We start from the raw sequence: 21,283 nt of genomic DNA on the forward strand, positions 1-21,283 counted from the left end.
CAAATAATTCATCGTGAATTATATCACTAGACGATTTCAGCATGAATCAATCAAATTTGCAAAACCTCTTTTGTTTCTATTTCCCTAACACTTTATTGATAGATTCGATGACTCGTTCTGCTTGGAAAGGCTTTACCACAAAATCTTTTGCACCTAATTGTATTGCTTCTAATACCATAGGTTGCTGCCCCATTGCGGAACACATGATGATTTTAGCTTGTGGATGAGCAGCTCTAATTTCTTTTACTGCAGTAATCCCATCCATTTCAGGCATGGTTATATCCATTGTCACGATATCAGGCAATAGCTCCTGATACTTTTCAATAGCATCTGCTCCATTCACAGCTTCCCCTACAACTTCGTGTCCATTCTTACTTAATATATCTTTTAGCATCATGCGCATAAATGCTGCATCATCAACAATTAATACCTTTGCCATTCTGTACTTCCCCCATTTTCATTTTTACATCGTCATTTTAGATATGCGTTCAATCGGACTGATGATTTCTGTAATACGTACGCCAAAGTTCTCTTCAATGACGACCACTTCGCCTTTTGCGATCAGCTTGTGATTAGCAAGGATATCCACAGGTTCACCTGCTAATTTATCCAGTTGGATAACAGCACCTGGTCCTAATTCAAGAATTTTGCGAATCGGCATTTCTGTCCGTCCTAATTCGACAGTAATATTCAACGGAATATCATATAACATATCGATACTGCTCGAACCGGAACTTGGAATAGATGCATGGGAAAAAGTAGCATATTCTACCTTTTGTACATTTGCATTTTCCGAAGCTTGAGTTGCACTTTTTGGTGCTTGAGTTGTAGGTGAAACTGCCTTGTGATCAACTCGCGAATCAATCATGGTATTTTGAATAGCAATTTGATCGGTTGGTGCTACTATCATTTCTTCCGCAACGGTGTAGGCAGGAGTAGCATCTCCAGAATATAAGATCTTCTGAATCATTTCTTTTCCAAAAGCAAGAGGAATGAACTGAATCATATTGGAATCAATCAGATTTCCTACCTTTAAACGGAAGGAGATTTCTAAAATGATATCATCATGAAGATCTTCCAATTTTTTTGGAGGAAAACCAAGTACATCTATATCCGGTGGTGATATATCCACTCTTTCGTTAAATAAAGTTGACATTGATGTTGCAGCCGATCCCATCATTTGATTCATGGCCTCTTGGACAGCACTAAGATGAAGCTCTGATAGTTCAGGTTCAAGCATCGTACCATCACCGCCCATCATCAAATTAGCAATGATTTTGGCATCATTTTCTTTAATCATTAACAGATTTTTCCCACGGAATCCTTCTGTATAATCTACGTGCACGGCAACAAGCTTTTCTTTTAGCATCTCTTCAATTTTAGTTTGCTCAATAACGCTAAGTGTAGGCGTAGTGATTTCAACTTTTTGGTTCAGCAAAGTGGAAAGAGCCGTTGTAGAACTTCCCAAGGATATATTTCCAATTTCCCCTAGTGCATCTTGCTCCATAGAGCTTAAAAAATCGTCAACTGATAAAGTTGGTTTTGTGTCTTGATTAAACAGCGCATTGATCTCCTCTTGAGAAAGTAACCCCTCGCTCATTTACAGATCATCTCCTTCCGTGTCGATTACCTGATCAATTTGTACTGCGTAACGTCCTTTTTGAAGGCCAGGGTTCCCCAAAAACCTTGTCAATTGATCTACCTTGACTTGTATTTTACCTGTATCAATTCCAATAACATCTCCAATCTGCAGATGGATAAGATCGGATACCGGTATAGTTGCCCTGCCTAGTTCAGCAATCACGGGAATATGCACTGTGTCCAAGTTTTGCATAAGCATATCCTGTTGAGGGATATTTGCTTTTACCATGGTTGAGAACCATTGTTGGGTAGATAATTTGGGCAGTACTGGCTCCACGATTAAATGTGGTAGACAAAGCGTCATCCTTCCAGTGGTCTCTCCAATTGTTGTGCGAAAAACAATAATAATAACAGTATCATTTGTTGAAGCAAGTTGAAGAAATTGTGGGTTTGTTTCAATCGCTTCCCATTTCGCATTAATATTTTCAATGTTTTTCCATATTTCCGAATACATTTCGAAGGTACGTGAAAAAATCTTTTGAAGAAGCACTGTTTCGATTTCTGTTAAAGATCCATTATTAAGATCGGAATAATTCTCACCATGGCCACCTAACAATCGTTCAAGTACTGCGAAGGATACTTGAGGATTAACCTCCATGACCATTTTTCCATCCATCGGCTTCACATCAAAAACGTTCAAAATCGTTCGCGAGGGGATGGACGCGATAAATTCATGGTAGGTAACTTGATCTACTAGATCGATTTCAATTTGAACGTATGACCTAAGCTGAGCTGAAAGATAGGAAGTCATTAATCGCGCAAAGTTCTCATGTATTCGCATGATACTGCGTAATTGTTCTTTTGAATAGCGCATTGCGCGTTTGAAATCATAAACTTTTACTTTTTCCTTCTCAATAGATACATCGGATGCTTGCAGTTCGCCGGTATTTAAAGCAAATAAAAGGGCATCGATTTCTTGTTGCGATAATACTTCTGCCAAAGGGCATCCCCCTAACTCTTCCATGAGTTATTTAAAAATTAAACTCATCGTTTTCATTTGCATGATTATCGTTTCAAATCCATAATTTCTTGTAAAATTGTATCGGATGTTGTAATTGTTTTAGCATTTGCCTGAAAGCCGCGCTGTGCTACAATCATTTCCGTAAATTCATCAGTTAAATCAACATTGGACATTTCAAGCACCCCGGCAATCATTTGACCACCCTTGTTGTCTTCGATGCGTTCAATATTGGCAGGTCCAGAGTTTCCTGTCGCCTTAAACATGGTATTGCCCACTTTCATTAAGCCGCCCGGATTGTTAACAACGGAAGTTGCCAAAGAAATATTTTCTGTATCCTTTGTAGGATCTGAACCATCGTTTAAGTAATATTGCTTGTTAGTCGCATCCCATGCTAATTTTCCGCTTTTTCCATCTTCACTGACCACGTTAATGTAACCATTTGAATCAATCGAATAGGAAGTGAATTTCAAATTTGTATGTTCATCTTTGTCTATTACTATTGGAACTTGATCTTTGGCCCCATCTACGCCTGTAACAGAATATCCGTTGGAATTGACCAACATTCCATTCGCATCGCGGTTGAAATTACCCGCTTTTGTCAAATAAAAATCGTTACCATTAGGATCCGGTTTAACTACAAAGAATGCATCTCCATTAATAGCCAAATCAGACCCGACATTCGTGGTCATCGGACTTCCTGGAGTAAATACCGTATCAATAGACCCTACACCAGTACCAAGACCAATTTGCTTCGGATTCACACCTCCATGCTGATTAGTAGGTGCAGTGACTCCTGCGATATTTTGACTCATAAGATCTTGAAACATGACCCGGCCTTTTTTAAATCCTACAGTATTGACATTGGAGATATTGTTTCCGATAACATCGAGCTTCGTTTGAAACCCCTTCATTCCAGATACACCAGAGTATAGAGACTTTAACATATTATATACCTCCTAATTTCCCAATAAATTGATTTCATCTTTTGAATTCGATACGTTTTGCCTGATTTCAGTTACTTGATCAAAAGGAATCTTATTATTACCAACAATATAATAATAGTTTCCTCCTTGCATGGAGATCCCATCAACAATTCCTGAAGCAGTGGTAGTTGAACCTTGTGGTGTCCAACTTATTTCTTTACCAATGGCACCAGCAAATTGGCTCATTTGACGATTGGTCAGCTGATTTGCCAGATTGTCGAATGAAGTATTTAGATTCGTCATTTGTTCTAATGAGCTGAATGTTGCCATTTGCGAAATAAATTCTTTATCATCAAGTGGGCTAGAAGGATCTTGATGTGCTAATTGTGTCGTAAGAATTTTAAGAAAATCATCCTTGCCCAACGTGTTATTTTGATGACTAGGCTGGTTGTTATTGTTTGTTTTTGGGGAAACAGAAGTAACATCTACCCAATTACTCATAAAGATCGACTCCTTTCTAGGCGGTAAAATCAATGCGTGAAGAAGCACTGACCTGTTGGGCGCCTCCGTAAGGAAGAGCTACCGTCTCTAGTTCTTTATCTTTTTGATTCGATTTTTTTGATAAATCCTTATCCGCTGTAAACGACTTTTGCCGCTCGGAAGAACTGGAGCCCCCTTGAGAAAAAAAAGACATGCCTGCTTGATTTAAATCCATGACTTTTTGTGGCTGCTGAATGATATCCAGCTTTTGCACAAGTAAACCATGCTCTTGCAGGACCTGTTTCAGATGAAGTACCTGTCCTTCCAGCGCTTCTTTTGCCATTGTTGTACTCGTAGCGATTTGAGCAGATACTTGTCCATCCTGCGAAGTAATTTTAATCTCAATATGTCCCAAATGTTCAGGATATAGAGATACTGTCGCTTCAGTTCCTCCAGACTGACCGTTAGTAATCTTCATAAAGCGGCCTATCCATTCACTCACTTCCGGAGCAAATTCAGAAATAGATAGAGTGGCGGGAAGCGACGGCATTTTCGACAAACCCATTCCATCCTGCTCCCTGAGAGGATGATTACCCATTAACATTATTCCATTAGATTCCACATGGTCATTTTCCTGGTTGGTAAATGATCTGTCCTCATCCTTATTACTTGTACTTCGAGAAGGAATGGATGAAAAAGCCACTTGATTTTTATCCAAACTCAATCTTGAATTTATTTCAAAGCTGCTTTCCTGCTTTTTGTTATCAAATTGTCCAGCATTTTGATAATCGGAACTGGAAAGGGATAGTTTACTATCAAAATTTGATTTTTTTTTTAATTCATCAAACATCATTTGCATTTTATCTACTAGATCAGATGGGACTTGGAATGATGTTTGATCACCTTGATTATGTAAATTTTCGATTAACTGTGATAATTGTTGTACGATTTGAGTTTGGTTTTTACTAGTTTCTTCTGTTCCCATTTGAAGTGTACCTACCATGGGTGAAGATAATGTATTTAATTCACTTTTCAAAGAAGATCCTGCTTGTTGAGAAAACGGTATTGCAGGTAAAAATTGCCCTTGCTGGATTACGGAAATCAATTCCGCAAATAAGGATTCCAGCTGCTTCAAGTCCACTTCATTGAGATTCTTCGGTTTATTCTCGTTGCTGCCAGCTGTTGAAGATGCGTTTTCAAAGCCAGACGCCGCTGATTGTCCGTTTGATTCGGATGAAAGACTATTAATGTTAAACATTGCTAATATCTGATTGAAAGAATCCATCCCATCTTGGTGTGGTTCCTTTGCTTTTGCGCCACCAGTTTGTTTTGTTTGATTTATTTTGATAGGAACTTGTGTGACTTCCAAAATACCTACCTCCTTTCTTTAAGGAAACCTATTCCATTTACTTATCATTATAACTCATTTACCAGTTTTCGTCATGAGATTTTTTGATTGCAATGATTTCTAAATATCAAAAAAACTCAAAGGAAATCGGCAGTCTATTAAGGTAATAATTTTATCTTATCTTGATCCTCTTTATTACTGTAAATATGCTATTATTTCATCATACATGTTTGAAAGCAAATATTGCCCATCGGCGAAACCAGCTTCCAAGACCGCTTTTGGCATTCCATATACGATACAGGAACCTTCTGCCTCCACAAATACAGTCCCATGATATTTTTTTACTATACTGCTTCCTTGCATTCCGTCAGAACCCATCCCAGTTAAAATAACAGTTAATAAGCGATCTTCGAAGGTAGGGGCAGCTGAACGAAGTGATATGTCAATGGATGGTTTATATAATGCTTGGACATCTACCTCGTTATCCACCTTAAAAACAACAGAACCATCCGGTTTCTTTTCAAAAATTGTTTGATAGCCCGATGGAGCAATATAGATGGTACCCGGGTGAATCACTTGACCATTTTCAGCCTCTTTTACCTTCAGATGGCAGATAGTATTAAACCGCTCCGCCAAAGGTTTTGTAAAACCCGGGGGCATATGTTGAGCAACAACAATAGGTATCGGAAAGTCCGCTGGAAATCGAGGTAGAATGGTTTGTAGTGCAGATGGCCCCCCCGTTGAACAGCCAATGAAAATAATCTTGATTTCACCCTGTCTCATCTTGCTTTCTTCTCTTCTATTTAGCTGAGCCTGAGAGGATACTGTTGAAGGTGTTGCTTCCGCAATACCCTTTAAACTTACTAAAAATTCTTGAATGTGCAGTTCATCCATTCGATTCTTTACTAGATTATCTTTTAAAAAGAAGTCGACTGCTCCTAACTCAAGGGCTTTGATCGTTTCATTGGCTCCTTCTTTGGTATGAGAGCTTAGCATTACAACGGGAACAGGATTTGTTTTCATAATCTGCTCTAATGCTATTAATCCATTCATTACTGGCATTTCAACATCCATCGTTACAATATCCGGTTTTAGCCTTTGAATCTTTTCTACTGCTTCTTCGCCGTTCCTAGCAATACCAACCACAATAAACTGAGGATCTTTTTCAAGAATTAAACTAATTGCTCTTCTCATAAAGGCAGAATCATCAACGACTAGTACACCATATTGTTTCATTTTGTTTAGTTTCCTTTCGATAATAAAAAGTCTTATCTGAGTCCACTTTTTGAAACCCTAAAGACAAATCCGTAATCGATTCAGCATGACCAAGAAATAAATACCCGTCTGGTGCTAAATTTTGATGTAAACTACTGATAACCCACTTTATTGTCTCTTGATCAAAATAAATTAATACATTTCTACAAAAGATAACATCTACTTCACCTACTTGTGCTACTTTTTCTTCGTTAAGTAGATTTAAATGCTGGAAACGGACCATTTTTCGTATCGAAGTATTAATTTGATATCCGCCATCTTCTTCTGAGAAATATTTTTTCAAAAGGACTTCAGGGATTCTTCGAAAAGCGAATGATCCACGATGATACCAGCCATTTTCTGCCTTTTGGAGAACCTTTTTGTTGATATCAGTTGCAATAATCTCAATTGATCCCGACGGAAATTGTTCCATTTCCTGAATTAACATAGCCAGCGTATAAGGTTCCTCACCAGTAGAACAGGCTGCACTCCATATTCGTATTGGGCGGCTTCTAAATTTTTGTTTTAAATGAGGCAATACAACTGAGACACATTCTTTTAATTGATTCTCTTCCCGATAAAAATAAGTTTCATTGATCGTTAATAATTCAACTAAGACATCCCATTCTATTGGTGTCACTTTCAAATAATCACAATATTTCTGGTGAGAGAGTCCAAGTTCTAGTACGCGTTTAGAAACCTTTTGCTCCAGAGTGGAAAGTCGATCGCTGTAACGCAGTCCACAATGGTCATAAATGATTTGGCTTAATCTTACTAATCCTTCATCTTGCATGATAGTCTCCTTGCACAGTCTCTCCGCTTACATAAAGTGAAAAGGCTTCATTTTCGTGTTTTCAAAGAATTGCATAATTAAAAAGCAATGACAATTGTTAAATATTGTCCATTTAGCGAAAAATTGTCTTACGTTATTCAGGATAAAATTACTAAATTTATAGTTTAGAGTCAATGAAAATTTTATGATCAAAATTCAAAAGAGTAAAGATTCCCTCGTACGTTTTGGTGCGTAAAAGCCTTGAACACAAGTCATTTTTTGATTTTTTTTGATAAATATCAAAAAAATCTTGTCAATATTTAAAAATTTTTTGAATGTAATTCGTTTATGATAAAAAAAATGTTATATTTACCTATATAGTATTTTTATTACATTACAAAATGGGGGTTTTCTATAAAAAAAAATAAAAAACATAATTGTCCAACATTACCGATTGACGTAAAATGACAATGTTAACTAATTTTTACCAAATGAAAAGGAGAAAGCAATGTCAAGTATATTTGGAATTATATTAGCATTAATAGCAGTAGGAATTGCGATGGTTTTAAAGGGGGCTTCACTTTCATCTTTGAATAATCCGGCAGCATACATAATTATTTTCGGTGGCACAGCTGCAGCAATCATGGTTGCTTTCCCATTTAGCGAAATTAAAAGATTTCCTAAATTGCTTAAAATCGCCTTGTTGGAACCTCGGCTCCCTTCGATGACTGAGCAAATTTCCAGTTTAGTAGAATGTGCAGAGATTGCTAGAAAAGAAGGACTCCTAGCACTCGAGGAAAAAGCCGCTGAAACCCAAGATCCTTTTTTGAAAAAAGGCTTGGAATTGGTTATTGACGGTTACGATAACGAGTTTATTGAAGAATTATTATTGGATGAAGTAGCTGCTATTGACAAACGCCACAAAGCAGGTGCCCTTATTTTTACACAAGCAGGGACCTATGCACCTACCCTCGGGGTTCTTGGTGCTGTTATTGGTCTAATTGCTGCACTTGGAAATTTAAACGATGTTACAAAACTTGGACATTCTATATCAGCAGCCTTTATAGCAACATTGCTTGGTATTTTTACCGGTTACGTATTGTGGCATCCGATCGCTAATAAACTAAAGCGACTTTCTAAGAAAGAGCAAGATTTAAAGCTTTTGACAATTGAGGGACTTCTCGCTATTTATAAAGGTGTTTCCCCCACTTCTTTAGAAAGGAAATTAACAGTTTATGTTCCTCCAAAGGAGCTGAAGAAGGTTGAGAAGACGGTTGAGGGAGAAAGGTCACATGAGCAGATTGCGTAGAAAATTGGAAGAGGAACATGAAGAACATATTGATGAAACATGGCTTATTCCTTACTCTGACCTACTAACACTATTATTAGCTCTTTTTATTGTTTTATTTGCAGCAAGTAGTATTAATAAAGCCAAATATGATGCAATTATGGAATCATTTAAATCGGAATTGACCGGCACTAAAATTGATAGTTCGAAAATCGGACTTTCTCCACTACCAACAGATTTAAAACAGCAGGAGAAGCTCCCTGCCCAAGTTGCACAGCCTACTAAAACAGCAAATGATATAGAACTCGATCAATTGAAACAAAAGCTAGAACAGTACATAAAAGAAAACAACTTACAAGCAGTCATCACTCTTGGGGATACGAAACGCGGAGTTGAAATCACGCTTAAGGATGTTATTTTATTTGATCCTGGAAAAGCTGACCTTAAGCAAAGCTCATTCAAAACGTTAGATACTATAATCGGGCTAGTTCTAGCTGTTCCAAATCCAATAAGTATTGAAGGCCATACAGATAATGTACCGATTGGCAATGCGGCATTTGCTTCAAACTGGGAGCTTTCCTCAGCTCGAGCAGCAAGTGTGCTTCATTATTTTGAATCCAAAACTGTTGCGGAAAACCGCCTACAATTTACTGGTTTCGGTGAATATAAGCCACTTTACCCAAATGATACACCAGATCATCGTCAATCAAATCGCCGTGTCGATATTGTGATATTACGTAACAATTAAGAAAAAGGTCAGACCCCGCAACTAATATATTTTAGGTTGCGGGGTCTGATTCTTTATTTTGATATTTCCTCATTTTTATTTTTCAATTGCAATGGCTTGTTTGCCCATTTCTTCCCAACTAACGATAAATTGCCACTTATCAATTTTCATATTTTTATATCCATATGGATCGTTAACATAAATATAATTTTGATCATAACCGGTAATGACAACACTGTGTTCACTATATGTAATAAAGATTGTTCCTTGTTGCGTATCCCACTTTTCAAATGGAACAGTTGGCTCATAATTATTTGTCGTAATCACCCAAACTGGAACACCTCTCCCTACCTTTTTAAGCAGGTCATCAAATGGGCTATTCGTTAAATTTACTGCTTTATTCCCTACATATTTCGTCGCAAGGTCAAAAATGGGACCATTGTAAACGCATAAACCAGGACCATTGGCCATATCTCCTACAAACCCGATATTAGGATTACCCATTTTGTTATCTTTGTCCATCAATGGTACAGTTTCTATCTTATTTGCTAGTTCGTTCTTTGTTACTTTTAACCCATAATATTGCAAAACCATTGCAAGACTAGTAACCTCACAACCATTTGTTAATTTTGGAGAATCCATTTGGTTGATTAACGGAACATCGAGGATTTTACTTTCCGGCATGATCGGCTCCTTTTTTACGAGAGCGATTTCCCTTTGTGCTAAATAAGGTGATTCTTCCTTTTTTCCCGGAAGCCAACTAGTAAACTTTTCAGGAAATAGATTACTAGTATTTAAAAATGTTAAGAAAAAAATCATGGTACTAAAGAAAAGTTTTTTCATGTGAAAAACAAACCGTCCTTAATTCGCAATTACTATTATCTATAACTATACCAAAAAGCAAATTATGGATAAAGAACTTATTTTTTCATCCGGAAAGCCCTTCTCTCTGCATACTCAGAGCAGGGAATGCAAACCTTTACCGTCTCTCCCCTATCATTCACATACTTCCTTAACGGCTTGATCTTTCTTTTACAAATCACACATTTATTATTAAAAAAATGAAAAAATGCCATTTTTTCACCTTCCCATTTTGGTGCCTGACACCATTTGGTCTTGGGATAATATTGAACCTCTAGTTGTACTGTTTCAAAAGTATTCTCGACAGGATTTTTTATAGGAGCTAATGAGTGAGGAGCAGTTCGCCAATATTTCATTGAAGAAATCGGTTGAGGAAAAGATAAATGATGTCCCAAACGAGTGTTTAACCCGTTTGGGACATCATCTTTTAATTAAAATTCACCTTTGTTAAAGATGTCAGTTAGAACAGGAACAATTTGTTTTTTACGTGAAACAACACCCTTTAAGGTAGCGGTATTATTAGAAAGGGTTACATTATAGGCTTTTTCCACAGCGCTGGATTTGTCGCCCAATGCTAATGCAACAGAATCATTTGTCAAAATATCGGTCACAACAAATAAAAATAAATCCAAGTTCTTTTCCGCAATTCGTTGAGAAATTGCTGCTTCTAATTCTTCCTTAAGGGACAAAACCTCATCTGTATCAACTGCATTCACTTGTGCAATCTCCACTTTGCTTGCACCCATTTCAAATGCTTTCGCGTCAAGGGTTAGCAGTTCAGCAACGGATTTGCCGCTTAGGTCAGCACCGGCTTTTAGCATGTCTAAACCATATGTATTCGGATCAACACCTGCAATTTCAGCTAATTCGCGGGCTGCTGCAACATCCTGCTCTGTACAGGTTGGGGATTTGAAAAGCAATGAATCAGAAATGATAGCAGATAGCATAAGTCCAGCAATATTCTTGCTGATTTGCTTTCCATTTTCTTTATACATTTTATTTAAAATTGTTGCTGTACAACCAACAGGTTCACAACGGTAATATAGAGGATCACTAGTTTCAAAATTGGCGATCCGATGATGGTCAATTACCTCTAAAATTTTTACGTCTGCAATATCTGTCGCACTTTGCTGACGTTCGTTGTGGTCAACTAAAATGACGCTTTTTACTTCTGATGCAACTGCCTCAACCAAACGAGGAGCTTCAGCGTTAAACGTTTTAAGAGCGAATTGAGTTTCGCCGTTAATTTGACCAAGTCGAACCGGTTCAACCTCCATGCCTAATTGTTTCTTTAGGTCTGCATAGGCAAGTGCAGAACAAATCGAATCTGTATCGGGATTCTTATGACCGAAAATCAGAACTTTTTCCATTTGAATTACTCCTTAATTAAATAAAATATAGTCAAAGACATTATATATTATTCCAACTTTGTATTCAAAGGAAAAAATCCTGTCCATATTCGGTTTCTGCCCCTGATCTCCTAAAACTGCCTCTCTCGGCACTAATTTTCATAATCTTTTTACGTGACCGTATTTACTTGTTTTTTCGGGTACCACTACCCGACTTTAAAGGACGCCCAATTCGCTTTCTGAAATTCTATAAATCTCTTCAATCTTTTTGCCTTTTGCTCTTGCTAAGACTTCCATTCTAACTGCCAGCTGTTTCATTGAAAAATTCAAAGTTTCCTCTGGGTCTCCTCCAAATGAGCTTACCTCCCTTCCTAAGATGCCCTCTTGATTTAGTTTAATGGCTAATGGAGCCAATTCTCCCATTTTGGTCATTATAAAATCATAGAGATGCGGATGCTCACAAATTAATCTTTGCAGAAGGAAAGTGCCATATCCGATATGTCTAGACTCATCCTTCTTTAAATTTCCAACTCCCTCCAGCAGACCAGGCATGATCCCAGCTGAATCCAGTGTTGAGTAAAAATAGAAATAACCTGTTTCGGCAAGGACGCCTTCAACAAACATGTTATAAACTACTGATGCCTCAGCGATCGCCTCTGGCGATTGATCAGACACAAGACGTTCCATTGCTGTCGGTAAAATCTCGTAAAATATCTTTTTATATGTTTCTGTATGGAGATGGGAGAGTTCCCCCCGTTCGTCAAGCGCATTCAATACAAGCCTGAAAAATTCCGTATGTTTCGCTTCCTCAAATAAAAACGTTGTTAAAAACATCTCTTCCTCCAGACGGCCTTCTTTGGCAATCGCCATTATGAGCGGCAAGAGGTCAAGGGTTACCGCTTCTTCACCGGCTTGAAATTGTGAAATCAGCCGGAGGATATCTGTCTTCTGCTCGGTATTTAGCGTTGCCCAATCTTTCTTATCTTGAGTGAAATCAATATCCGCCGGGTTCCATGTCCCTAGGCGCTTCGCCTTTTGGTAAAGACGGTATGGAAAGGAATCCTCCAACAAGCCTCTGCTGCTAGTCGTGATCATTTTTCTTTTCTCCATAAACATTCCCCTTTTCCATTTATGTATTCCAAACTCTACTGCTGACTTCCACAAACGGTTCTATTAAATTTTACCTACACCAGGGCATAAACGATGACTCAGTCGCCCTTTCAATCCCGGGCTCTCGCAAGCCTCTTGCAAATTGGTCTGCATATTGCCTCGTTTCCCTATATGTAATTGCTTATCTTTGAAAAATAAAAATGGATTCTGATCAAACTGTTCGAAATTTTTTTAAAGCTGTTCTTTAAGCTTCAACTAATCCAGTCTTTTTTTCGATCAACTACCGTTTTCCTCTTTTCAACCCTACTTTGGTCGTTGATAAACTCGATCAACTACCGTCTGCCACTTTTCAACCCCACTTTGGGCGTTGATAAACTCGATCAACTACCGTCTGCCACTTTTCAACCCCACTTTGGGCGTTGATAAACTCGATCAACGACCGTTTTCCTCTTTTCAACTCAACTTTGGTCATTGACAAGCTCGATCAACGACCGTTTTCCTCTTTTCAACTCAACTTTGGGCGTTGATAAGCTCGATCAACTACCGTTTTCCTCTTTTCCAACCCACTTTGGTCGTTGATAAACTCGATCAACGACCGTTTTCCTCTTTTCAACTCAACTTTGGTCATTGACAAGCTCGATCAACGACCGTTTTCCTCTTTTCAACTCAACTTTGGGCGTTGATAAACTCGATCAACTACCGTTTTCCTCTTTTTAACTCAACTTTGGGCGTTGATAAACTCGATCAACGACCGTTTTCTTCTTTTCCAATCGAAATTGGTCATTGACAAGCCAATCAACAACCTCCAACCGAATTTAGTTAGCCTTTCTTCATTCAATACAAAAATACAGAATCAGATAACTTCTTTTTTTAATTCCAGTTGAAATGAGGTACAGATTTAAGCAATCTGCTATCCATCTATATTTCAAAAGAACTTGAAATATGAACAAAAATCCCCCTTGCATGATTTTAGCAAGGAGGACATTGTGAATTTTTCCTACTGAATCTTTTTTTGAACTTTCTCTTATTCTTCTTACAGCGTACGCCAGAGAAATTTCCCACCACTTGTCATAGGGAACTGCTTTCGAAATTCAATTTGACGTGGATATTTATAGGCAGCCATATGCATCATTCGACTCCCCATTGATACTCTTTTACCTTATCGGAATACCTAAAATTCACCGTATTCCATTCCTATTCGGCATTCACATACTAATCAGTTGGTAAGTGAATAATATACAAAACTTTAAAAGTATTAAACTTTGAATGGGTCCTTCATCATTTCTTCTTGATATTTTAAAAGGTGATATATAGTTTCGAGAGCGGGTGTTTCCACGTTTAATTTTTTTCCTTTTTTTACAATATAGCCACAGATTGATTCTAGTTCCATTGCTTTTCCATTCCGCTTATCCTGCAGCATTGAGGTGTCATGATTCCGCGCGAGCTCCCCTTGTTCGAGAATCGTTTCGAAGAAGTCTTCCTCTATGTCAACATTAGTATTTCTCGCGACAGCAATCGCCTCCTGACAGATTTTGATGGCGGTTTGCTTTAAACCTTCATTTTCAAAAATCGCACCTACTTTTACTTCCAAAAGTGCCGTTAAAGGATTGAAGGTGACATTCCAGAGAAGCTTTTTCCATTTTACCCCTAATATATTTCTTGATGTAAAGGTTTCGATATGAGCATCGTTAAATAAAGTAGCTAAATCCGACACTTTATTTGATAATTCAGCTTCTAGCGCCCCGATTACAAGTCGTGGAGGGAAGCCAATTTGTTTCACCACCCCAGGTTCTTTCACAAAGGTCTGAATATAGGTGGAAACAGGAATAACCCGTTCTTTTCCAAAAATAGCGGAGAGAATTTCCTCATTATCAACACCATTTTGAAAGCACAAAATGACACATTCCTTTTTCAGATAGGGTTGCAGTTTTGTTGCAACCTCTTTTGTTGCAGTTGACTTCACACAAAACAAGAGCAAATCAACTTCCGATAAGCTTTCATAGCGATCGGTAAATGTCCCCTCCACACTAAACGTTTCAGCTTCACTTTCAACTATTAGTCCTTTTTCAACCATACACTTTAGACTATTTCCGCGCGCTAAGAAAATAACCTCATTCCCTGCTTTTTGTAGCATAGCACCAAAGTAACCACCAACTGCGCCTGTTCCTGCCACACCTATCTTCATAGATTGTCCTCCTATGTATCCATCAGTAATAGTAATAAACCCAGCAACAAGCAGAAACTCTTGCTTGGTGCCGGGTGTCTATTTTTTATTATAAAATTATATTTAATTGGCTTTCGAGAATTGTCCTGCTCCAAAAGAGTAAGTTTCGAAAACGGTACTTAGCTTTTCTTAATATTGGTGGTACAAAACCTCGCCCTTTAACACTTCTTCTCCATTTTGGTTCACTGCTTGAACGCTAAAACGCAAGATAGGATCATTTTTTTCAAGTAAAGCTGCTTTAAGGGTGATGACATCATTCAAAAAGACCATTCCTTTAAAGCGGATGGAATAATCTTGAACAAAGCCTTCTTCATAATTAAAAGTAAATAATTTTGCTAGGTTCCCCATGTTCCACATACCCTGGGCAATAATTCCCGGCAATCCTGCCTTTTTTGCTTCTTCATCAATTGTGTGAATAGGGTTGAAATCGCCTGAGGCGCCGGCATATTTTATTAGATCAATCCTTGATACCGGATCAAGTTGAATATCTTTAACCGATTCTCCTACCTGTAAATCAGCAAGGGTCTTCATTTGGCCATCACCTTCCTTACGGCTTCAGAAATGATAAGAGTTGTGCTTGAACTAAAAATAATATTTCCGGCTAAATCTTCGCCAAAGCGTTCAAGAACTACGAATCCCATTTCCCCAAAGTGCCCTTTTTTCTCAAAATATCTCTTCACGGTGAAATAGCAATAAATGGTTTCCCCCACAAATAATGGCCTTTCATAGTGAAACGATTGCTCACCATGGATTAAACCTTTTTCGGGAAGTGCAAAGCCTTCGATTTCCCCATATTCAAAAACCCATGGAAAAGTTGGCGGGGCAATATTTTTCTTATACCTTGATTTTTCCCCTGTTTCTTCATCAAAGAAAATGGGATGTAGGTCACCAATAGCTTCTGCAAACTTCTTTACGGCTCCTCTTTCCACCGTATTTTTTACTTTGTTTGATTGCTTTCCAATTTGATCTTTATACAATTACTCCCACCTCCTTATTTAACATTTTGGTCCACCGGCTACATAGATGACTTGACCATTTACAAATGAAGATTTTTCATCTGCAAAGAAGGCAACCGCATTCGCGATATCAGCAGGTTTACCGGTTCTGCCAACAGGAATTTCTGTTACGCTTGCTGCGATTAATTCTTCAAAAGCGACCCCAATTCTTGCGGCAGTTTCTTTTGTCATTTCGGTTTCAATAAAGCCGGGGGCAACGGAGTTCGTTGTAATTCCGTATTTCCCAAGTTCAATTGCAAGTGTTTTAGTGAAGCCCTGTAGCCCAGCTTTAGCAGCAGCATAATTGGCCTGACCACGGTTTCCTAGTGCTGACGTGGAAGAAATATTGATGATCCGCCCGTATTTTTTCTCGACCATGTATTTTTGAACCGCACGCGCCGTTATAAAAGAGCCCTTTAGATGCACATCTATGACAGTTTGCCAGTCAGAATCTGTCATTTTAAATAAAAGGTTATCTCGAATGACACCAGCGTTATTGACGAGTATATCAACAGAACCAAATACTTCCACTACCTCTTTAACAACAGCTTCAACCTGGTCAGCGTCGGTAACATTGGCAACCCTTGAATACACATCATAGCCCTTTTTCTTTAACTCGCTTGTCGTTTCGCTTAAGGCCTCCTCATTTAAATCGATGAAGGCAACCTTTGCCCCTTCTTCGGCAAAAAGCTCGACAATCGCTTTTCCGATACCGCGGCTTCCACCTGTAACAAAAGCTACTGTTCCTGTAAATCTTCCTGCCATTTTTTTATTCCTCCCAGCTTATTTCTCTATATTTTCGACAGTGCCTACTAAATTTCCTTTTAAACGTATTGACCAATTTTCACAAGACTTATCATACCTGCTTGTTGGTACGTTATTCCTATTTTATTCTGAACTTTCAGATAAGACAAGTTATAACTGTTTTTTTATGGAAAAAATCCTTTGGCAGAGTTCCTACCAAAGGATTTTTCTTTATGGATGCTGAATTGCTTTCTTTAATGTTTTTTCTTTAAGAATAGAAATCGCAATGGAACTGCCGAGCCAAGAAATAAGACCTGCTGAAATACTTAAAGGCCAGTTATTAGTCGTTTCTAATATAAATAAAACCGCTGTAACACAAACGAGTCCACCCATCATTCCATAAACCGAACCTTTCACAACATTGGTCGCTTTCATGGTCCCAGCTCCTATTCCGACCATAATAACCGCTGTCAGCATAACGGCGGGAAAAGCGGCAAATATACCGGCAAGAATTTTCCACGGAGAAACGACGGTTATAAGATAGCTTAACGTAACAGCTGTCCCGCCAAGTAAAAAACGAATCAATAAGTCCTTTTTGTTCATGTTGTTCACCTATTTCTAATGTGATGTGATTAGTACAACTAAGCTTGATACAACAACCCAGTAAGCCATCGCCTGAATGATCCCGCGTTTCCAACCGATTTTGGGTAACAAGTATCCGGCGATCATGGCAACAAGGATATTTATGACCATTCCGAAAATGGCTCCTTTTGAAAGGATAATGGAATGCGAAATGAGATCGCCTCCATGGAAATCGAGTCCGATTGTTAATAACGCTGCCAAATATACCGCAGGAAATGCAGCAAATATTCCTCCTGCCTTTTCCCCTAATTTCTTGGCAACTAGCGTACAAGCTACCACAGAGAAACCACCCAATAAAAATCGAATGAGTAAAGCACTTAATGATAGATGCATGTTCTGTTCGCCTCTTTTTCTATGTTGCATTGTGATTAATAATATTTGTGAGTTGTTTCACAATCTATTACATAGAATATTTTACCTTATTTTTTGTGCATCGCCTGTGAACTTTTTATTAAGATTTAGATCTGGATCGCTTTTCTCGTCTATTAAGAATTTTTTAAATTGACAAATCAGGCATTATTATTCATTTTATTAGTATAAACTTATTTTTAGGAGTACATAAATGATGAATAATCTAAATATTAGAAATGCTGACATTAATGATTTACCCGTGATTGTTGACATTTACAATTCAACAATTTCTGGTAGAATGGTAACCGCGGATCTTGAGCTAGTTACTGTTGAAAGCCGGGAGAACTGGTTCCATGAACACTCCCCTAATTTTCGTCCATTATTGGTAGTAGAATACCAAGGACAAATTTGCGCTTGGCTAAGTTTTCAATCGTTTTATGGGAGACCAGCTTACAATGGTACTGCCGAAATCAGTATTTATATCCATCAGGATTTTAGAGGAAGGAAGCTTGGAAAATACCTGTTGCAAAAAGCGATAGATGCTTGTCCACAGCTTCAAATTAAAACTTTGCTTGGGTTTATTTTTGGTCATAATGAACCGAGCCTTAAGCTTTTCTCCCATTTTGGTTTTGAAAAATGGGCCCACCTGCCAAATGTGGCAGAATTGGATGGGATTGAAAGAGATCTGATTATTCTCGGAAAAAGAGTCAATTAGGAGGATTTTAAATGAGTGTACATAAAGCAATTTCAGAACATGTAAACAAACAAAATCATCGAATTAACGAATTCCTGGTACTTGACCAAAAAAGAGAACATTTTATTGAAGAAGCTGTTGAATTATGTAAACAAGGAGCAGCATTTACGACTGATAAAATAAACGAAGTAACTGGACAAATTAATGAACTCGCCAAGCAAGGCATTATCCCTACCCGTAAGATTGTTACGGTAGAAATGGTTCGTGAATACATGCAAAAACTCCAGAATTAAATAGGTTTTGATCAATTTAAAAGACGTGAACATTGCCCACGTCTTTTTTTTATTCCAATTTTATAAATTTAATTCAGTTGATTTGTTAACATTGTTTACTTGAATCATATTGAGGCCGCTCCCGATAAATCCCAGTCCCGTTATGGCTCCGCCAATAGCTTCTATCACTAATTTTTCAGAGCCTATCAAACTAGCCGACGCAAACACAATAGTTCCAATGATGAATAAAAACCCACAAGTTTTTGGAAGTTTGTTGAACCTTATGATGTAATATCCAATCATGAGCATTCCGATGACAAACAAGAGCGGGCCTATAATACAAACGGTTTCCACAACCGGAGCCTTAAAAACAAGGTCTGTATTAAATCCTGAAAAACCTCCCATTTCAACTAAAACTATTCCGGAAACAATGGTTGTTCCTATAACGCTTAGGACCATACCTAGTAAACCTAAAATTTTTGTTCCTTGTGCTAGTTCAAAATAGATACCCAAAAGTGCAAAAATAAGAATGACATGTGCAGCGAATACCAAACTACTTCCAAAAAGTGTGCCTTCTTCTGATTCTCCAAAAAGGTTGATAAAATGCGCTATGAATAACAAAGATCCAGAGACAATACTGGACCAGCCTCCAAACGCCTTATACAAATTTGGCACATAAACACCCCCAAAATCTAATGACTCTTTGCGCGGGACTTCAGATGTTATTTACATATTACCATATCTATCAATTTAATTAAAAATTCAAACAGGGTATTTTTTACAAAATCTTTACATTTCTGTAACCATTCTTAGCTTTTAGAATACTTATCTTTTTGGTATATTAGTAGTAAATAACTCCAAATTCCCCTCGTCTTAATTTTCTATTTCATTTGAGATAATTTCGCTCTCTCGGAAACAGTAACCAAAGCCCCATACGGTTATTAAAAAAACAGGGTGAGAAGGATCATCCTCAATTTTTTCTCTTAACCTTCGAATATGTACGTCAACGGTTTTCGGATCACCAAAGTAGTTCACTCCCCATACCTTATCAAGAAGTTCATTCCTTGGAATCGGCTCGCCTTTTCGTTCAAATAAAAATTTCATTAATTGATATTCTCGTACTGTTAATTTCAATAATTTCTCTCTTTTATAAAGCTGCTGTGTTTTGGTATCTAAGAAATATGGACCTGATTGGAGTTTGTTCACAATCTGTTTTTGTGGTGACTGATTCGTTCTTCTTAATACGGAGCGAATCCTTGCCACCAATTCCAAAGGATTAAATGGCTTTACTACATAATCATCTGCCCCAAGCTCCAACGCCATAATTTTTTCCATGTCTTGGCTTCGAGCCGAAACAATCACAATCGGAAGGCCAGGATAACTTCCTCTTAACTTTGTACAGATTTCAAATCCGTTCATGTCAGGTAGCATAATATCTAATAGTACTAAAGAAGGATTCTGTTCATGAACGAGTTTCATTGCTTCCTTCCCAGTACTCGCCTCTATTACATCAAAATTAGACCGTTGTAAATTAAAATGAATCAGCATCCGAATTGGTATTTCATCTTCCACAACTAAAATCTTACCTTCAGACATCTTCTACCCTCACTTTTCATAAAATACACCACTTCTATAATTTTACATACAGGTAATAACTTAGCAATATTTTTCTGAAAAATAAAAATGTGGAAGATTTCCAAAAACACTTCAAAGGGCGGTTTCCTTTTCAAAACTTATTCTTAAAGTACTGGACAAACCTGGCTCTCCTCTGAATTAAATTCTATTACTATTAGCTGTGTTAAACTTGCCTGTTGATTTGTTCTCAAGAAGCGATCATCCACGGGCGTTCCGGGGAGCCTCCTCGGCGCTTAAGCGCCTGCGGGGTCTCCCCTGCCCCGTACTCCCGCAGGACGTTGAATCATCATCTTTGAATCAACACCGCACGAAGGAAATGCGATAGCATTTTCGAGGATCGAGCGCCTTCCGCTCCAATCAACATAGTTTCAAAAATCAACAATGACCTTTAACACAGCCTTACTATAAAATAAAAGAGACCTTTAATGGCCTCTTGTTACCCTACTTTCTCATTTTTTAAAGCTTCTTTCATGAACATTCTTAACTGTTTAATGGCTCGATGCTGTGTTGTTTTCACCTTACTCTCCTTCCACCCCAGCGCTTGTGCTGTTTCATTAATGGATAGTTCTTGAATAAAACGAAGAATAATCACACATTTTTGGTCAAGGCTGCACTGTTCAAGGCAGTGATACATCAACAGTGTCTTTTCCTTTTGATTAATAATTTCTTCTGGTAATGGTGAACAGTCTTTGATCTCCCATTGTGGAAGATCAAAGTTTGCCAATACCCGTTGTTTCAAACCTTTTTGCTTGCGAAAACAATCGATTGCAACATTTCTGGCTATGGCAAATAGCCATGTTTTTTGGCTGCATTCCCCTTTAAATTGCTGGGACGATTTAAACACCCGTATATATACCTCTTGAACAAGATCTTCAGCTTGTTCGCGATTATGAACCATATAGTATAAAAAATTAAATAGGTCATGGTGATATTTAGTAAATAAATCATTAAACATTTTTTCCACTGTTTCTCTCTCCCATCACCATTGTCGAACGAATTAATGATAAGAAAC

At 37.9% G+C, this 21,283-nt stretch carries 26 protein-coding genes; 4 read left to right on the forward strand and 22 right to left on the reverse strand.

The features are described 5' to 3' along the window. Nucleotides 1-76: 76 nt before the first annotated feature. From BN1082_RS04055 to BN1082_RS04090, 8 genes are all read right to left on the reverse strand, one after another. Nucleotides 77-439 (reverse strand): response regulator, encoded by a 363-nt coding sequence (locus BN1082_RS04055; protein WP_090631214.1) that lies wholly within the window; start codon nucleotides 437-439, stop codon nucleotides 77-79. 24 nt (nucleotides 440-463) lie between these two features. After that, entirely contained in the window at nucleotides 464-1,600 is a 1,137-nt protein-coding gene (fliY, locus tag BN1082_RS04060) for a flagellar motor switch phosphatase FliY (RefSeq protein ID WP_090631218.1), read from the reverse strand. Continuing rightward, on the reverse strand, nucleotides 1,601-2,581 hold the full coding sequence (fliM, locus tag BN1082_RS04065; protein ID WP_090631221.1) for a flagellar motor switch protein FliM: 981 nt from the start codon (nucleotides 2,579-2,581) through the stop codon (nucleotides 1,601-1,603). It abuts the gene before it with no gap. Nucleotides 2,582-2,646: 65 nt separating this feature from the next. Then, nucleotides 2,647-3,546: a flagellar hook-basal body complex protein gene (locus BN1082_RS04070; RefSeq protein WP_090631224.1), complete on the reverse strand. Its 900-nt coding sequence runs from the start codon at nucleotides 3,544-3,546 to the stop codon at nucleotides 2,647-2,649. A 12-nt stretch (nucleotides 3,547-3,558) separates the two neighbouring features. Next, nucleotides 3,559-4,026 carry a flagellar hook assembly protein FlgD gene (gene flgD, locus BN1082_RS04075; protein ID WP_090631227.1) on the reverse strand — a complete coding sequence of 156 codons (468 nt, stop codon included), beginning with the start codon at nucleotides 4,024-4,026 and terminating at the stop codon, nucleotides 3,559-3,561. A gap of 16 nt (nucleotides 4,027-4,042) precedes the next feature. Beyond that, the gene (locus BN1082_RS04080; protein WP_090631230.1) at nucleotides 4,043-5,374 is read right to left on the reverse strand and encodes a flagellar hook-length control protein FliK; all 1,332 of its coding nucleotides are present in this window, start codon (nucleotides 5,372-5,374) and stop codon (nucleotides 4,043-4,045) included. A gap of 174 nt (nucleotides 5,375-5,548) precedes the next feature. Beyond that, nucleotides 5,549-6,589, reverse strand: coding sequence for a protein-glutamate methylesterase/protein-glutamine glutaminase (locus BN1082_RS04085; RefSeq protein WP_090631233.1), 1,041 nt, complete (start codon nucleotides 6,587-6,589; stop codon nucleotides 5,549-5,551). Then, complete coding sequence (locus BN1082_RS04090) at nucleotides 6,561-7,400, reverse strand: CheR family methyltransferase (RefSeq protein WP_090631236.1); 840 nt, start codon at nucleotides 7,398-7,400, stop codon at nucleotides 6,561-6,563. Before BN1082_RS04090 ends, BN1082_RS04085 begins: the two co-directional genes overlap by 29 nt. A gap of 487 nt (nucleotides 7,401-7,887) precedes the next feature. Here BN1082_RS04090 and motA point away from each other — a divergent pair, with 487 nt between their 5' ends. Then, nucleotides 7,888-8,688, forward strand: a complete 801-nt coding sequence (motA, locus tag BN1082_RS04095) for a flagellar motor stator protein MotA (RefSeq protein ID WP_090631240.1) — start codon at nucleotides 7,888-7,890, stop codon at nucleotides 8,686-8,688. Further along, on the forward strand, nucleotides 8,672-9,415 hold the full coding sequence (locus tag BN1082_RS04100) for a flagellar motor protein MotB (protein WP_090631243.1): 744 nt from the start codon (nucleotides 8,672-8,674) through the stop codon (nucleotides 9,413-9,415). Before motA ends, BN1082_RS04100 begins: the two co-directional genes overlap by 17 nt. 75 nt (nucleotides 9,416-9,490) lie before the next feature. Here BN1082_RS04100 and BN1082_RS04105 read toward each other — a convergent pair whose 3' ends face one another. The 11 genes from BN1082_RS04105 to BN1082_RS04150 all read right to left on the reverse strand — a co-directional run bounded on the left by BN1082_RS04105 (nucleotide 9,491) and on the right by BN1082_RS04150 (nucleotide 17,652). Then, the gene (locus BN1082_RS04105; RefSeq protein WP_090631246.1) at nucleotides 9,491-10,237 is read right to left on the reverse strand and encodes a C39 family peptidase; all 747 of its coding nucleotides are present in this window, start codon (nucleotides 10,235-10,237) and stop codon (nucleotides 9,491-9,493) included. A 449-nt stretch (nucleotides 10,238-10,686) separates the two neighbouring features. Further along, nucleotides 10,687-11,625 (reverse strand): manganese-dependent inorganic pyrophosphatase, encoded by a 939-nt coding sequence (locus BN1082_RS04115; RefSeq protein ID WP_090631255.1) that lies wholly within the window; start codon nucleotides 11,623-11,625, stop codon nucleotides 10,687-10,689. Nucleotides 11,626-11,820: 195 nt separating this feature from the next. Continuing rightward, nucleotides 11,821-12,714: a R2-like ligand-binding oxidase gene (locus tag BN1082_RS04120; protein WP_090631258.1), complete on the reverse strand. Its 894-nt coding sequence runs from the start codon at nucleotides 12,712-12,714 to the stop codon at nucleotides 11,821-11,823. A gap of 349 nt (nucleotides 12,715-13,063) precedes the next feature. Next, complete coding sequence (locus tag BN1082_RS28485) at nucleotides 13,064-13,186, reverse strand: hypothetical protein (RefSeq protein ID WP_281176986.1); 123 nt, start codon at nucleotides 13,184-13,186, stop codon at nucleotides 13,064-13,066. 33 nt (nucleotides 13,187-13,219) lie between these two features. Then, complete coding sequence (locus BN1082_RS28490) at nucleotides 13,220-13,342, reverse strand: hypothetical protein (protein WP_281176987.1); 123 nt, start codon at nucleotides 13,340-13,342, stop codon at nucleotides 13,220-13,222. A gap of 627 nt (nucleotides 13,343-13,969) precedes the next feature. After that, entirely contained in the window at nucleotides 13,970-14,899 is a 930-nt protein-coding gene (locus BN1082_RS04125; protein ID WP_090631261.1) for a ketopantoate reductase family protein, read from the reverse strand. Nucleotides 14,900-15,067: 168 nt separating this feature from the next. Next, nucleotides 15,068-15,469: a MaoC/PaaZ C-terminal domain-containing protein gene (locus tag BN1082_RS04130; RefSeq protein ID WP_090631263.1), complete on the reverse strand. Its 402-nt coding sequence runs from the start codon at nucleotides 15,467-15,469 to the stop codon at nucleotides 15,068-15,070. Beyond that, nucleotides 15,466-15,915 carry a MaoC family dehydratase N-terminal domain-containing protein gene (locus BN1082_RS04135; RefSeq protein WP_090631267.1) on the reverse strand — a complete coding sequence of 150 codons (450 nt, stop codon included), beginning with the start codon at nucleotides 15,913-15,915 and terminating at the stop codon, nucleotides 15,466-15,468. The genes BN1082_RS04130 and BN1082_RS04135 overlap by 4 nt, the downstream gene beginning before the upstream one ends. Before the next feature lie 18 nt (nucleotides 15,916-15,933). Then, nucleotides 15,934-16,698, reverse strand: a complete 765-nt coding sequence (fabG, locus tag BN1082_RS04140; protein ID WP_090631271.1) for a 3-oxoacyl-ACP reductase FabG — start codon at nucleotides 16,696-16,698, stop codon at nucleotides 15,934-15,936. A gap of 210 nt (nucleotides 16,699-16,908) precedes the next feature. Beyond that, entirely contained in the window at nucleotides 16,909-17,280 is a 372-nt protein-coding gene (locus BN1082_RS04145) for a DUF3147 family protein (RefSeq protein WP_090631274.1), read from the reverse strand. Between the two features lie 15 nt (nucleotides 17,281-17,295). Further along, nucleotides 17,296-17,652: a DUF3147 family protein gene (locus BN1082_RS04150; protein ID WP_090631277.1), complete on the reverse strand. Its 357-nt coding sequence runs from the start codon at nucleotides 17,650-17,652 to the stop codon at nucleotides 17,296-17,298. A 229-nt stretch (nucleotides 17,653-17,881) separates the two neighbouring features. Between BN1082_RS04150 and BN1082_RS04155 the strand changes: the two genes are divergently transcribed. Both BN1082_RS04155 and BN1082_RS04160 read left to right on the forward strand, forming a co-directional pair. Then, nucleotides 17,882-18,385 carry a GNAT family N-acetyltransferase gene (locus BN1082_RS04155; RefSeq protein WP_090631279.1) on the forward strand — a complete coding sequence of 168 codons (504 nt, stop codon included), beginning with the start codon at nucleotides 17,882-17,884 and terminating at the stop codon, nucleotides 18,383-18,385. A gap of 11 nt (nucleotides 18,386-18,396) precedes the next feature. Further along, on the forward strand, nucleotides 18,397-18,657 hold the full coding sequence (locus BN1082_RS04160; protein WP_090631282.1) for a YpbS family protein: 261 nt from the start codon (nucleotides 18,397-18,399) through the stop codon (nucleotides 18,655-18,657). A gap of 60 nt (nucleotides 18,658-18,717) precedes the next feature. Here the strand turns inward: BN1082_RS04160 and BN1082_RS04165 are convergent, their stop codons facing one another. The 3 genes from BN1082_RS04165 to BN1082_RS04175 form a co-directional block, all read right to left on the reverse strand. Continuing rightward, complete coding sequence (locus BN1082_RS04165) at nucleotides 18,718-19,311, reverse strand: hypothetical protein (RefSeq protein WP_090631284.1); 594 nt, start codon at nucleotides 19,309-19,311, stop codon at nucleotides 18,718-18,720. A gap of 198 nt (nucleotides 19,312-19,509) precedes the next feature. Next, nucleotides 19,510-20,232 carry a response regulator transcription factor gene (locus BN1082_RS04170; protein ID WP_090631287.1) on the reverse strand — a complete coding sequence of 241 codons (723 nt, stop codon included), beginning with the start codon at nucleotides 20,230-20,232 and terminating at the stop codon, nucleotides 19,510-19,512. A 475-nt stretch (nucleotides 20,233-20,707) separates the two neighbouring features. Then, nucleotides 20,708-21,235: an RNA polymerase sigma factor SigX gene (locus BN1082_RS04175; RefSeq protein WP_090631289.1), complete on the reverse strand. Its 528-nt coding sequence runs from the start codon at nucleotides 21,233-21,235 to the stop codon at nucleotides 20,708-20,710. Nucleotides 21,236-21,283: the final 48 nt, after the last annotated feature.

It is taken from the genome of Neobacillus massiliamazoniensis (genome assembly GCF_001048695.1).
In the GTDB taxonomy this organism is placed as follows: domain Bacteria; phylum Bacillota; class Bacilli; order Bacillales; family Cytobacillaceae; genus Neobacillus; species Neobacillus massiliamazoniensis.